Raw genomic sequence first — 12,927 nt, forward strand, 5'->3', positions numbered from 1 at the left:
GCACATTCCTTCTCGATACCGCATGCCTAGCAGAAAGGCCGTCCTTTCACAAAACCTCGTCAATAAGATTTTGTATTGCATATCAGCTGATGCAGCATTGTATTTACAAATTATTAACCAGTTCAATAGTGATTTATTCTTTCAGCCAGTCGATTCAGCTCACAATCTTCACCACTCATGATTATTTATGCACCAAGTAAACACTTTTATGAAGCACTTTTTTATTATGGCTGAAAAAACCCTGTTCGCACCTTGGTTGAATAAGGCATAGCAAGGGATTGGCAGGATCTGCGGCGAATAAATTTTCAATGTAGAAAAAAGGAAATTTTGATGACGAAAATGTTAAGAATAGTGATCGCGATCAGGAAAAATTGTACAGCCCGCCCTGCCGCATCCTCGGCGGTAGCGCACAGGAGAACAGGGATGAGAGGTTATCGACACAGGAAATTGGCCAGCAGTTCATGACCTTGTTCGGTTTTGATCGATTCCGGGTGGAACTGCACTGCATCAATAGGCAGTGTTTTATGCTGGTAGCCCATGATCTCGTCCGGCGTGCCATCCGGTAGTTCCGTCCACGCCGTCAGCTCAAAGCAATCGGGAAGCGTGCCGTTTTTCACCACCAGCGAATGGTAACGCGTGACGGTGAGTGGGTTATTCAGCCCGGCAAATACACTGCGCCCGGTATGACGCACTGGGGAAGTTTTGCCGTGCATCACCTGACGGGCGCGCACCACTTCACCCCCGAACACCTGTGCAATCGCCTGATGACCAAGACACACCCCCAGAATTGGCAGCCGGCCGGCAAAATGCGCAATCGCCGCCAGTGAAATGCCCGCTTCATTTGGCGTACACGGCCCCGGAGAAATCACCAGGTGACTGGGCGCCAGCGCTTCTATCTGTGCCAGCGTGATTTCATCGTTACGCACCACTTTGACCTCGGCACCCAGTTCGCAAAAATACTGGTAGAGGTTGTAAGTAAAAGAGTCGTAGTTATCGATGATCAGAAGCATAACGTCGCCAGCGTGAGACAAGAATGCCTCGCATTCTACAAACCAGCGCGCCAGATTCAATCAATAAAGCGGTTTATTTTGTTTTCAGCCGAGCTGACTTGCCATCGGTGAGCGCGCACGCGTGTCGTGGGCGAGCAAATTGCGGGCGAACACATCAAGGGCGCCAACAAATCAGGGGAGCCATGCTCCCCCGTAATTGTTGCCAACGTGCCGGACTCGAATGTTCATGCTGTGGCGATATTTCGAGGTATATGCCCCGAGGTATGACTCAGCACATTACGCGGATGCTCGGCGGCCAGATTGGCAACGCCACCCACCTAACCCAAGCAGCAAGGCCAGCCCTGCCACGCTGAATGAACCGCCGTAGATATTGAGTTCAACCACGGCGGGATCATGGTCAGAAGCGCGGAAATGGTCCGCATATTTCGGCAGATCGCCTTTGTATTCATCGTTGTAGTCAAACAGCGTCGACTCACCGCCGTTGATGTGCCAATCCATGGCATCGACGACACGCAGCTTCAGACTGTCGCTGACCAACAGGTGATCGAGCGCGCCCACTTCGTCGTTGTACGAGTAGCTCCAGCTGTTGTCTTTGTGCGCCAGTTCCATCGCACTCAGGTAACCGAAACCTTGCGTGATCACCGCGCCGTCATCGCCAAACTGGGGTTGTTCACCAATCACGGTATTGCGCGCGGCCTTAATGACTTTACCGTATTTCTCTGGCGTGTAGTCCGTCAGAACCAGCATCGGATCTTCCTTACCGTACGAGTTCATGTCGCCAAGAATCACTTTGTGACCGTCGATTTTCGCCAACGCTTCACCCAGTGCAACTGCTCCGGCAACACGGAAGTTCTCACACGACCCCTGCAGATCGGCATCCTCGCCGCCCTGCCCGCCTTCACTGACTGGCGCCGCATCTTCCCAGCAGGTTGACCCTTTGGATTTCAGGTGGTTGACGGCAACGGTGATGGTCTCATTGCCGCCTTTGACTTGAAAGGTCGGCGCCAGCGTATCACGCTGGTAGTTTTGACCATCTTCAATCACTTTGCCTTCCTCATTCAGCACTTCAGGGGCGTGCTGACTCGGCATGGGGATCACGCGGCTTTGCAGCAGTTTGACCACTTTGCCGCGATAAATCACGCCTGTGGTGATCGCGTCGCTGCCAACCGAATCTTTCTCATCGGTCTGACCATCCTGATTCGAATCCACGGCCACAAACTGGTAACGTTTTTTCTTGTCATCGATACGTTCGTTGAGCTGATCAACCAGTTGGCGAATCGCCGCACCATCACCAAAACCATTGTTCTCAATTTCCATCAAGCCGACGATGTCCGCATCCAGACGCAAAATCGCATTGACGATCTTCGCCTGCTGCATCGAGAACTCAGTCAAGTTGCTGGCACCGCGGTTAGCACCGTGCTGATTCGCGTCTCCCCCATAAGGGGAATTGAAGTAGTTGAGGACGTTAAACGACGCGATGCGTAAATCCCCTTCGTACATCTTCGGTTTGGCGGTACGCGGATCGTTGTGGACCAGATTGTCTTGGTTGATGGTGTTGGTCACCACCAGACGGTATTCGCCGTAGCTGTAGGTTACCACGCCTTCCACATCGAACAGCGTATCATCCACACGAATGTAGTCTTCCGTTGAGCCATCCTGATCGATATCGCTGCGGCCAAATTGCGGGTAGTAAGGGATCTGACCATCACCCGCTTTGGCATCCGATTCGACAAACAGTCGGCGCTGAGCGTTGTCGAGGCTCTGTTGCTGAGCGGGCTCGGAGCCTGCCGGGAACAACTGGTTCGGCTGCATGTTCACACGCCCTTGGGCGAGCACCATATTGTTGCGGCGCGCATCGTAATCGTAACCAAAGGTGCGGGTGACACGCATATCCAGCGCTTTCGGCAGCGTCACCAACATGCCTTCGTAGCGTTCCATGGTTTGGGCAAAGTGCTCGTCACTGTCCAACATGGTGACCTCGTGCGCGGTCGGCGCGGCTTGTTCGGACAATTTTTCCCACTGATTGTTGTCTACTTTCAGTTGGGTCAGATTGTAGTACTCCTGCACTTTACCGCGAGTACACACGACATCACCCGGCTGAAGATCGCTCGACGACTGACCGGTCAACACAAACAGCCCTTCTGACGTCAACGGATTGTGGTCATCGTCCAACGCTTGCAGATAAAACCCTTTGGTCAGGCCGCCCGTCACCGCACTGACCACCCCTTTCACCGTGTATTCGTCGTCGGTGATGTACGGATAACCGTTGATCAACGGTGACGTATCGCCCTCGCCCTGAATATCCTGAATGGCGGTAAAGGTTGGCTCGTTGCCATCCTGAGCACAAGTGAACGCCTGAGGCAGCGCTGTATCAAGCGACCCCAAACCGTCGATGACATTGGCATCCCACACCATCCACTGCTGTGGTTGATACACCGCCGATGGCGTCAGCGCATCGGCTTGGCGCACCAGCGTGCGGTCTTTCCCGAAATCGGCGCCGCCCATCTCGCCAATAACATCATGCACGGCACCATCGCTGTTAAGCAGCGCCACTGGGTCGTTGCCGTTAAAATTAATCACACTGTTGTTGCTGATATCGGTGACCGCCTGAATATCACTGTTCGCGCCAGAGTTGGACAGCACCAACACATCGTGTGCGGCGATCACTTGGCCGCTCAGCGGCAGGGTTTTATCCCAGCTGCCACTGCCGTTGGTCGACATGGCCAGCACGTAGCCATCCAGGCTGACCGACGCGTCGCCCGTGTTGGCGATCTCGATCGCTTTGTTGTAACTGCTGCCCTCAACGTATTGCGACAGCACAATCTCCGCGCGCACTGGCGCACTGAGTCCCGCAGCAATGGCCAGCGCCAGTGCCGAAAAAGAAACTGAAAAAGTGGGTTGGGTATGCATGATTAGCCTCGTCATCCCTACGATGTAATCTGGGTATGAAGTAAAGTGCGATATGTCACACTCAGCAGTGCAACACGGTTAAAAACATCAACCAGTGTTGTGCTTTTGTTTGCAAACACAAACCATTCACTATGCATATCGAGACATATCTCGCATTCTCAAAATCAATATTTGAACCCAGTGCAAAGTTTCAACAGTTAACGTAAAAACTTAAATGAACATTAGATTAAACATTGATTGCAAAGCGATTTCTTCAGGCATAAAAAAGCCCCGGACCATGCCGGGGCTTTTTACATTCGGAGAACGTTTACGGACGAGCGACAAAACCGACAGCATCAAACACTTTCTTCAGCGTTTGCAGCGCACGCGCTGAGGCTTTTTCTGCACCATCACGCATCACGCTGTCGAGGTAGGCACGATCTGCGCGCACGCGGTGGTATTCGGCTTGAACGGGTTCGAGCATCGCCACCAGCGCTTCACCGACGTCTTTCTTAAACGGACCGTACATTTCCACGCCTGCATATTGCGATTCAATCTCGGCAAACGTTTTACCGGTCGCCGCAGCGTACAGGCCCATCAGGTTCGAGATACCCGCTTTCGCTTCAACATCGTGTGCGATACGTGGCGGCGTGTCTGTGTCTGTCTGGGCTTTGTTGATCTTCTTGATGATCGACTTCGGATCTTCCAGCAACGTGATCACGTTCTTGCGGTTGTCATCCGACTTCGACATCTTCTTGGTCGCATCTTGCAGGCTCATCACACGCGCATTCACAGTTGGAATGTACGGCTCTGGCACTTCAAAGATAGGCATTTCTGGGCTGTAGATGTTGTTGAAACGGGTGGCGATATCGCGCGCCAGCTCCAAGTGCTGCTTCTGGTCGCTGCCCACGGGCACTTGGTGCGCACCGTACAGCAAAATATCCGCAGCCATCAGCACCGGGTAATCAAACAGACCCGCGTTCACATCGTTCGCGTAACGCGCTGATTTGTCCTTAAACTGAGTCATGCGGCTCAGCTCGCCCATCTGGGTGTAACAGTTAAGAACCCAACCCAATTGAGCATGCTCTGGTACATGAGACTGAACAAATAGCGTGCTCTTTTTCGGGTCAACACCAACGGCCAGACAGATTGCCAATGCATCCAGTGTCGCTTCATGCAGCGCTTTCGGATCTTGACGAACCGTGATCGCATGCAAATCTACCACACAGTAGTGACAGTCATAATCGTCTTGCATCTGTTGCCATTGACGGAGAGCACCCAAGTAGTTACCGATACTTAGTTCACCTGACGGTTGAACACCACTCAATACAATGGGTTTGCTCATGAGAATGATTTCCTTGTTACTTAATATGAGATAAGACAGAACAAATCTGTGAAAAAAGCGCGCTCAGACCACGCGGCGCGCGCTTTGATGTGAAAAACATCAAACCAGCAGTGTACTCATTAACAAGTATTTTGCCAGCGAAGATTGACGTCTTTTACGCAGAAACGAGCACAACATCGAGCAATTGCGCGATGTTGTCGGCGACCACATTCGGCTCAGATGCCGCGATAGGCTCACCGTGGTTGTATCCGTAAGTCAGACCAAACGACGCACAGCCTGCATTTTTCGCCGCCAGAATGTCGTTCTTGGAATCGCCGACCATCAGCATTTCGCTGGCGCTGAGGTGATGTTTGTCCAGCAACCAGTTGAGTGCCATCGGATCCGGTTTTTTATTCGGGAAGGTATCACCGCCAATCACGTCGCTAAAAAAGCCATCAATGCCGTGTTGCGCCAACACGTGGGGCACAAACTTCGACGGTTTGTTGGTCACCAACGCCAGCGTAAAGCCCGCGCGGTGCAGCTGCGCCAGCGTCTCTTTCACGTTGGGGTACAAATGGCTCAGTTTGTGGCCGGTTTGCTCATAAAACTCATCAAACAACACGCGCGCTTGGCTGCGCACTTCGTCGCTCAATGACGGATCAATCGTCAAACTGTGACTTAATGAACGCGCAATCAACACATCAGCACCATTGCCGACATAATCACGTACTTGCAGTTCTGTCACGCCCGGGAATCCCATGGCGCGCACCGCTTGATCGGCGGCAACCGCCAAGTCTGGCACACTGTCGAGCAGCGTGCCGTCGAGATCAAAAGCGATCAACTTAATTTGGTTCAAAACAATCTTCCTAAAGCTTTCAAATGATGGGATCGCGTTATTCAACGTGTGCCAGTTCGGCACGCATCGCATCGATCACCGCTTTGTAATCGGGCTGACCGAAAATCGCGGAGCCTGCAACGAACATATCTGCACCAGCGGCTGCGATTTCGCGAATGTTGTCCACTTTCACACCACCGTCGATTTCCAGACGAATGTCACGGCCGCTGTCGTCAATCAGCTTGCGCACTGCGCGCAGTTTATCCAGCGTGTGCGGAATGAATGACTGGCCGCCAAAGCCCGGGTTGACCGACATCAGCAAAATCATATCCACTTTGTCCATGATGTAATCGAGGTGGCTGAGTGATGTTGCGGGGTTGAGCACCACGCCCGCTTTGCAGCCGTGCTCTTTGATCAGTTGCAGTGTGCGATCCACGTGCTCCGACGCTTCCACATGGAAGGTGATCATTGAGGCGCCCGCTTTGGCGAAATCAGGAATGATGCGATCGACCGGTTTGACCATCAGGTGCACGTCGATCGGTGCGGTAATGCCGTAATCGCGCAGCGCTTTACAAATCGGCGCGCCAAACGTCAGATTAGGTACGTAGTGGTTGTCCATCACGTCAAAGTGAACCACGTCGGCACCCGCCGCGAGCACTTTTTCGACGTCTTCCCCGAGACGGGCAAAATCTGCAGAGAGAATGGATGGCGCAATGAGAAAATCTTTCATACCTGACCTCTTAGGCGATGGAATGGAGTGAACAGTTTGTGTTCGACATTCTACCTAAGGGCGCAGAGAGATCCTAGCGCCAAGGGCCAAGCCAACTGGCAAATCTGCACATTCTGCGCCAGTGATTACAAATCCTGTTGAACCGGACTAAACAGCGCCAGCAGTTCGTCGACCTTATTGCGGCCCGCGCCGTTGCGGCTGATGGTACGCTTCACTTTCACCACGTTGAGCTGCGCGCCATGATACAAACGGCGGGTCAAAATGGTGTCGTGGTTAGAAATCAGCACCGGAATGCCACGTTCTGTTGCGGTTTTTTCAGCGATATCGGCCAGCGCCGCTTGGTCATCAAGCGTAAAGCCATTGCCTGCGTATGAGGTAAAGTTCGCCGTGGAGGAGAGCGGCGCGTACGGGGGATCGCAATACACCACGCTGCTGGCTGCCGCGCGGCGGAATGTTTCGTCATACCCCGTGCAGATAAAGGTCGCGCGCTGCGCTTTTTCGGCAAAGAATTCCAGTTCTGCTTGCGGGAAATAAGGCTTTTTGTACGAACCGAACGGCACATTGAAGCCGCCTTTTTTGTTGTAACGGCACAGGCCATTAAAACCAAAACGGTTCATGTATAAAAAGGCTAGCGAGCGGTACATGATATCGTCGGTCTGATTAAACTGCTGACGAATCGACAGGTACGCTTCTTTGCGATTATTTTCCGGCGTAAACCAGCGTCGGGCTTCGTCGATATAATCGTTTGGACGCTCTTTGAGCAGATTGTAGAGATTGATCAGGTCCGGATTGATATCCGCCAGCAAGTAATGCTTAAACTCGGTGTTGAGAAAGATAGACCCAGCGCCGACAAACGGTTCAACCAGTTCATCAGCCGGTGGCAGGTGGCGTTGAATATCTTCGACGAGGCCAAACTTTCCCCCCGCCCATTTCAGAAAGGCACGCTGCTTTTTCATCTACTGCTCTAATCAATCACCGAAAAAATAAGGCTGCGGAATGTAACACATTTTCAGACCAGACCCAACGTAAAAGGCACCGAATGGCGCAGCCTTACTGGCCACGCTCAATTTCTCGCTGCACCTGACTGAGTGATTTGGCCCACGGCCCCATCGCTTGTAGCGCTTTTGGCAGTGTTTCCACCGCATCACGCGCCATCTGAATGGTGGGGTAATTGCTGTAGGTGATGATGTACCACTCGACGTCGTTGCGCAGTGTCGGGTACACATTCACTTGGCCTTGCAACTGATGCCGTTCAATGAACGTCTGCACTTCGGCCAGCGAGTTGACCGCCGCCAGTTGCAACGTGTAGCTACGTGGCGACATCGCTTTTAGCTCGTCTCGGCCAAATGAGAACGTGATGGGCGACGACGGTGGCGTTTGCGCCTCCGCACTCGGTTGCTCTAACGCAGGCTGCGGTGCTTCTACCGTCGTTTGTGCCGTGGTTTGTGCTGACGCATCGCTTTGAGGCGCAGCGGCCACGACCTCATCCAGCACTTGGGTATCCGAAGGTTGCGCTTTGCCTTCCAGCAGCGCATCAACCACATCGGAGGTAATCACCACACGCTGTTGATCGCTGTCGGCTTGCCCCACGCCTTCGGTAGATTCTTTCACATCTGGCGGGAGTGCCGACGAGTCATCTTCCGCTTGATCAGGTTGCGAGCTGACAGTCGACAGCACCGAATCCATCTTGGTGGCCGAGCCGCTCGACACGCTCAACGTCGGAATGGCCGTTTGATCAGCCGTTTGTGTCAAACGCTGCGTTTTTTCATTTGGGGAAGGTTGCGAGAGCATCCACCAGTAACCGCCGCCAATCAGGAGCAACAGAATCAGCACCAGTAACGTAATCTTCAACGGCGAACCGATGATAGAACGAATCACAATGCGTTTTTCCATTTTCTGATCTGCGAGTGCCATAATCTCTCCCGGTAACGGTTTCACTTTCTTGTAGGCGTTGCGCACCTGACGTTCCATCTCGTCTTCCACATAACGCATGACGCGCTGTTCAAACAGCCGGTCGGACTCATCCGGTGAAAGCGCTTCAATTTCGAGGTCCACCGGTTTCAAATCCTGGCCATAACTCAGGCGAGTCAGCAGTGCGTCCAAGCTGTTGGACTGCGCAAACAACACAACGTTCACCGTCCAGCGCGGATTGCTTTGCGCTTCTAGCACCCACATCCACAATTCAGACACCATGGTGTCCGTGAGCAGATGGGCATCATCCACCACCACCACGATGTCGCAGCTGCTGTCTTCAAACAGGCGGGAGAAACTTTCGACCAAAGCATCTTTCGGATTGAACAGCGGCTCCGACACCAGTTGTGTCAACAACGTGGTGCGGCGCTGTTCGTCATCCTGATTCGGATGGCACATCAAGAGCGACTGGTTTTTATCGTCTGCCCAATGTTCCAGATAACGTTGAGCCAACCAGGATTTTCCGGCCCCCAACGGACCGACCACATTGACGAAGTTGGAGCCAAAGCGGGTCAGCAGCTGCAAGCGTTCAAGCAGCTCGACCTGAGAATCCAACGTCAACTCATGTGCCAAACTCATGGAGATTCCTAATGACAATCAGTGGTCACACTGAAAAAATTCGCATTACACCGTACGGCAGTAGTCGATCGCCTGTTCAATCACCGCTTCCGGTACCCCTTTCACCACATCGGCGGTCCCAATGCTGGTCGGTAATACCAAGCGTAGCTCACCCGCCAGCACTTTTTTATCGCGCATCATGTGTTTCATGAAATCGTGGAACGACATGCTGTCTGGCGTGTGCACCGGCAGATTGGCTTTTTGCAGAATCGCGAGAATGCGATCCAGTTGATCTTGAGAGATAAGCCCTTGAAGCTGAGCGGTTTTCGCCGCCATCACTGTGCCTGCTGCCACGGCTTCACCGTGTAGCCAATTACCATAACCCAGTTCCGCTTCGATCGCATGACCAAATGTATGACCTAGGTTCAACAACGCACGAATACCGGCTTCTTTTTCATCTTGCGCCACCACTTCCGCTTTGATCTGACAGCAACGTGCGATCGCATAAGAGAGCGCGTGCTTGTCCAGCGCATAGAGCGAGTCCATGTTCTGTTCCAGCCACACAAAGAAGTCGTGATCGTAAATGATGCCGTATTTGATCACTTCCGCCATCCCCGCGGCAAATTCGCGTGCAGGCAACGTCGACAAACAATCGGTGTCGATGATGACGGCTTTGGGTTGGTAGAATGCACCAATCATGTTTTTGCCCAGAGGGTGATTGACCGCGGTTTTTCCCCCCACGGACGAATCCACCTGAGACAGCAATGTGGTGGGGATCTGAATGAAATCGACGCCACGTTGATAACATGCCGCAGCAAAGCCCACCAAGTCACCAATCACGCCACCACCGAGAGCAATAATCACCACATCGCGGCTGTACTTGTGCTCGAGCAGGTAGCTCATGACCGTATTGAAGGTATCGAGGCTTTTGTATTTTTCACCGTCAGGCAGTTCTAACACCGCAGACTGACAGCCTTTTTGATCGAGCAAAGCCGTGATCCGATCAGCATACAGCGGAGCCACTGTATGATTGGTGATGATCAGAACCTTTTGTTTTGCTGATAAAGAAAGAAGAGCCGGATCATTAAATAATCCGGCACCAATTGAGATTGGGTAGCTACGCTCATCTAAACTGACCGTAATCCGTTCCATGGTTCGTACTCCAAGTAAAAGAACAACTTAATGTTCTTCTAGCATTTTTACGATCTGGTTGGCTACCACTTTTGCACTTTGATCGTCTGTGCGTACCGTAATATCTGCAATTTCTTCATACAGAGGGTTACGCTCACCCGCGAGTGTTTCGAGCACTTCACGCGGATTGTCGGTTTGCAGCAACGGGCGTTTCTTGTCGCGGTTAGTGCGCGCCAGTTGTTTTTCAATGGTCGTTTCAAGGTAAACAACAATACCACGTGCAGATAGACGGTTGCGGTTCTCTTTGCTCTTCACAGAACCACCACCCGTGGCAAGAACAATACCTTGCTCTTCGGTGAGATCATTAATGACCGCTTCTTCGCGTTTGCGGAAGCCTTCTTCACCTTCGACGTCAAAGACCCATGCGATATCTGCACCTGTGCGCTCTTCAATCACTGTATCAGAGTCGACAAACTCCATATGCAGTTGTTGAGCCAGGTGTCTACCAATTGTGCTTTTGCCGGCGCCCATCGGGCCAACAAGGAAAATATTGCGTTTTTCAGCCATGTTTAGCAGTAATTTACAACGTTAATTCAATGACATCGCCACAAGGTTACGCCAGACAGCCGTCAGCGATAGGAATGCTTGTGGCACCTATTCCTCACAGATATTTCGTGATAAGACCCGAAATTATCTAGATATGGTGCCACTAATGCAACTTTAATTTTGTCTGCCTGACAATTATGACGATAAGTTACTGAATCACAACTTTCGGCGTGACGAAGATCAGTAGCTCACTTTTCCCCATCTGTTCGTAGCTGCGACGGAACAGCGCGCCCAGTAATGGCAAGTCCCCAAGCAAGGGCACTTTGTCCACAGAACTGGTCACGCTGTGTTGAAAAATGCCGCCCAGCACCACGGTTTCACCGTTATTAACTAACACTTGGGTCCCAATACGCTGCGTGTTAATCGCCACCGCTTCGCCCGTGCCCGTTTTCACCACTTCACCCGGTCGGTCTTGGGTCACGCTCAAATCGAGCACCAAACGGTTGTCAGGCGTGATTTGCGGGGTCACTTTGAGGCTGAGGACCGCTTTTTTAAATGCCACGCTGGTTGCGCCACTGGAGGACGATTCGAGATAAGGAATTTCCGTCCCCTGTTCAATGTAAGCCGGTTGTTTGTTGGTGGTAATCAGTCTTGGGCTGGAAATAATTTCCGCTTTCGACTCGCGCTGCATCGCCGACAATTCAAGATCAAGTAAGGTGTCAGCGCCCAGCTTGGCGACTTGAAACGCAATACTGGATGCATTGGCGGAGGTGGCGGCGAGGTTCACATTGAGGAAATCATCAATCGCGGCGCCATCGCCCGAATCACTGCTGCCGTCATACAACCCAATGGCACCGAGATTACTTTCAATCGAACCCCCGGTGGTGGTGCTCCCGTTGGTGGAACTAAAGCCCCAGCGCACGCCAAGCTCATCCAAATCGCCCTCATTCACCGTGACGATGCGCGCTTCGATTTGCACTTGTTTAACCGGAATGTCGAGAGAGGCCACGATGTCGCGGATCACGTGAATGTTGTCGGGCAGCTCGCGCAGTAGCAAGGCGTTGGTGCGCTCATCAATACTGATGGAGCCGCGCTCTGACAACATGTTCACCGCGCCATCCCCACCGATCATCTGTGCAATGTCAGATGCCTTGGCGAAATTGATTTTGATGATTTCCGATTGCAGATCGCCCAGCTCTTCCGCCATGCGCGCCTTTTCCAATTGCTGCTGCTCGCGTCGGTCCAGCTCCTCTTTGGGTGCCACCAGAATGACGTTGCCATCGACCCGTTTGTCCAGCCCTTTGACTTGTAAAATGATATCCAGCACTTGTTGCCACGGCACGCCATCGAGGCGCAATGTCAAGTTACCGCTGACGGAATCAGAGACCACCAAGTTGAACTGGTTGTAGTCGGCGATGAGCTGCAGCACGTTGCGCACGGGAATGTCTTGGAAGTTAATCGAAATCAGCTTGCCTTCTTTTTCTAAGACACTTTTCGGTTGCGGTTCTTGCGCACTGACTTTGCTGATCACCACCTCCAAGTAATTGCCTTTCAGGCTGTATTCGTAATTGAATGCCCCTTGCACCGTCGCCACCAGCACCGTGCTCGGTTGCTGGCGAAACACTTCGATGTTTTCCACCGCCGTGGCAAAATCGCGCACGTCCACCAAATACAGTTTGTCATCGCTAACATCGGTTTTAAGCAATTCGATCGTCAATCCTTGCTCCGTTTTCTGCACATCCACCACCGCAGAAGCCGACGCCAGTTCGACAATCAACACCGCCGCTTTGTCTTTATTGATGCGAAAGTCGATATTTTTCAGCTGATTGGCCGCCGCTTCCTGAGCAAATGTGGCGGCAGATAACAGCAGGCATACGCCCACAAACAGACAACGTATTCCCCAAGCCGTGGAGGCATTTAGTCCTTTAATCAT

The 12,927-nt window shown here is 52.4% G+C and carries 10 protein-coding genes; all 10 read right to left on the reverse strand.

What is annotated here, in order from left to right; all coding sequences use genetic code 11:
* Positions 1 to 431 precede the first annotated feature (431 nt).
* Positions 432 to 1,010, reverse strand: a complete 579-nt coding sequence (locus ACF8PK_RS20995) for an aminodeoxychorismate/anthranilate synthase component II (RefSeq protein WP_392443427.1) — start codon at positions 1,008 to 1,010, stop codon at positions 432 to 434.
* 276 nt (positions 1,011 to 1,286) lie between these two features.
* A complete protein-coding gene (locus tag ACF8PK_RS21000) occupies positions 1,287 to 3,920 on the reverse strand; it encodes an ExeM/NucH family extracellular endonuclease (RefSeq protein WP_392443429.1) in 2,634 nt (877 codons plus the stop codon).
* 307 nt (positions 3,921 to 4,227) lie between these two features.
* A complete protein-coding gene (gene trpS, locus ACF8PK_RS21005; protein ID WP_392443432.1) occupies positions 4,228 to 5,244 on the reverse strand; it encodes a tryptophan--tRNA ligase in 1,017 nt (338 codons plus the stop codon).
* 154 nt (positions 5,245 to 5,398) lie between these two features.
* A complete protein-coding gene (locus tag ACF8PK_RS21010) occupies positions 5,399 to 6,079 on the reverse strand; it encodes a phosphoglycolate phosphatase (protein WP_014204341.1) in 681 nt (226 codons plus the stop codon).
* Positions 6,080 to 6,116: 37 nt separating this feature from the next.
* The gene (rpe, locus tag ACF8PK_RS21015; RefSeq protein ID WP_004728573.1) at positions 6,117 to 6,788 is read right to left on the reverse strand and encodes a ribulose-phosphate 3-epimerase; all 672 of its coding nucleotides are present in this window, start codon (positions 6,786 to 6,788) and stop codon (positions 6,117 to 6,119) included.
* A gap of 125 nt (positions 6,789 to 6,913) precedes the next feature.
* Positions 6,914 to 7,744, reverse strand: coding sequence for a Dam family site-specific DNA-(adenine-N6)-methyltransferase (locus ACF8PK_RS21020; protein WP_238773782.1), 831 nt, complete (start codon positions 7,742 to 7,744; stop codon positions 6,914 to 6,916).
* 94 nt (positions 7,745 to 7,838) lie between these two features.
* On the reverse strand, positions 7,839 to 9,338 hold the full coding sequence (locus tag ACF8PK_RS21025; RefSeq protein WP_392443434.1) for an SPOR domain-containing protein: 1,500 nt from the start codon (positions 9,336 to 9,338) through the stop codon (positions 7,839 to 7,841).
* Positions 9,339 to 9,383: 45 nt separating this feature from the next.
* Entirely contained in the window at positions 9,384 to 10,469 is a 1,086-nt protein-coding gene (aroB, locus tag ACF8PK_RS21030; RefSeq protein ID WP_392443437.1) for a 3-dehydroquinate synthase, read from the reverse strand.
* Between the two features lie 27 nt (positions 10,470 to 10,496).
* Positions 10,497 to 11,015 carry a shikimate kinase AroK gene (aroK, locus tag ACF8PK_RS21035; protein WP_004728569.1) on the reverse strand — a complete coding sequence of 173 codons (519 nt, stop codon included), beginning with the start codon at positions 11,013 to 11,015 and terminating at the stop codon, positions 10,497 to 10,499.
* A 187-nt stretch (positions 11,016 to 11,202) separates the two neighbouring features.
* On the reverse strand, positions 11,203 to 12,927 hold the full coding sequence (locus ACF8PK_RS21040; protein ID WP_041942471.1) for a type IV pilus secretin PilQ: 1,725 nt from the start codon (positions 12,925 to 12,927) through the stop codon (positions 11,203 to 11,205).

Origin of the sequence: Vibrio sp. CJQ_6, assembly GCF_043106745.1 — a bacterium.
Taxonomy (GTDB): Bacteria; Pseudomonadota; Gammaproteobacteria; order Enterobacterales; family Vibrionaceae; genus Vibrio; species Vibrio furnissii.

Bases quoted from the DNA above. Each gene is read 5' to 3' on its own strand.
- trpS (WP_392443432.1), bottom strand. From the start codon at position 5,244: ATGAGCAAACCCATTGTATTGAGTGGTGTTCAACCGTCAGGTGAACTA.
- ACF8PK_RS20995 (WP_392443427.1), bottom strand. From the start codon at position 1,010: ATGCTTCTGATCATCGATAACTACGACTCTTTTACTTACAACCTCTAC.
- ACF8PK_RS21020 (WP_238773782.1), bottom strand. From the start codon at position 7,744: ATGAAAAAGCAGCGTGCCTTTCTGAAATGGGCGGGGGGAAAGTTTGGC.
- ACF8PK_RS21040 (WP_041942471.1), bottom strand. From the start codon at position 12,927: ATGATTAAAGGACTAAATGCCTCCACGGCTTGGGGAATACGTTGTCTG.
- aroB (WP_392443437.1), bottom strand. From the start codon at position 10,469: ATGGAACGGATTACGGTCAGTTTAGATGAGCGTAGCTACCCAATCTCA.
- ACF8PK_RS21025 (WP_392443434.1), bottom strand. From the start codon at position 9,338: ATGAGTTTGGCACATGAGTTGACGTTGGATTCTCAGGTCGAGCTGCTT.
- rpe (WP_004728573.1), bottom strand. From the start codon at position 6,788: ATGAAAGATTTTCTCATTGCGCCATCCATTCTCTCTGCAGATTTTGCC.
- ACF8PK_RS21000 (WP_392443429.1), bottom strand. From the start codon at position 3,920: ATGCATACCCAACCCACTTTTTCAGTTTCTTTTTCGGCACTGGCGCTG.
- aroK (WP_004728569.1), bottom strand. From the start codon at position 11,015: ATGGCTGAAAAACGCAATATTTTCCTTGTTGGCCCGATGGGCGCCGGC.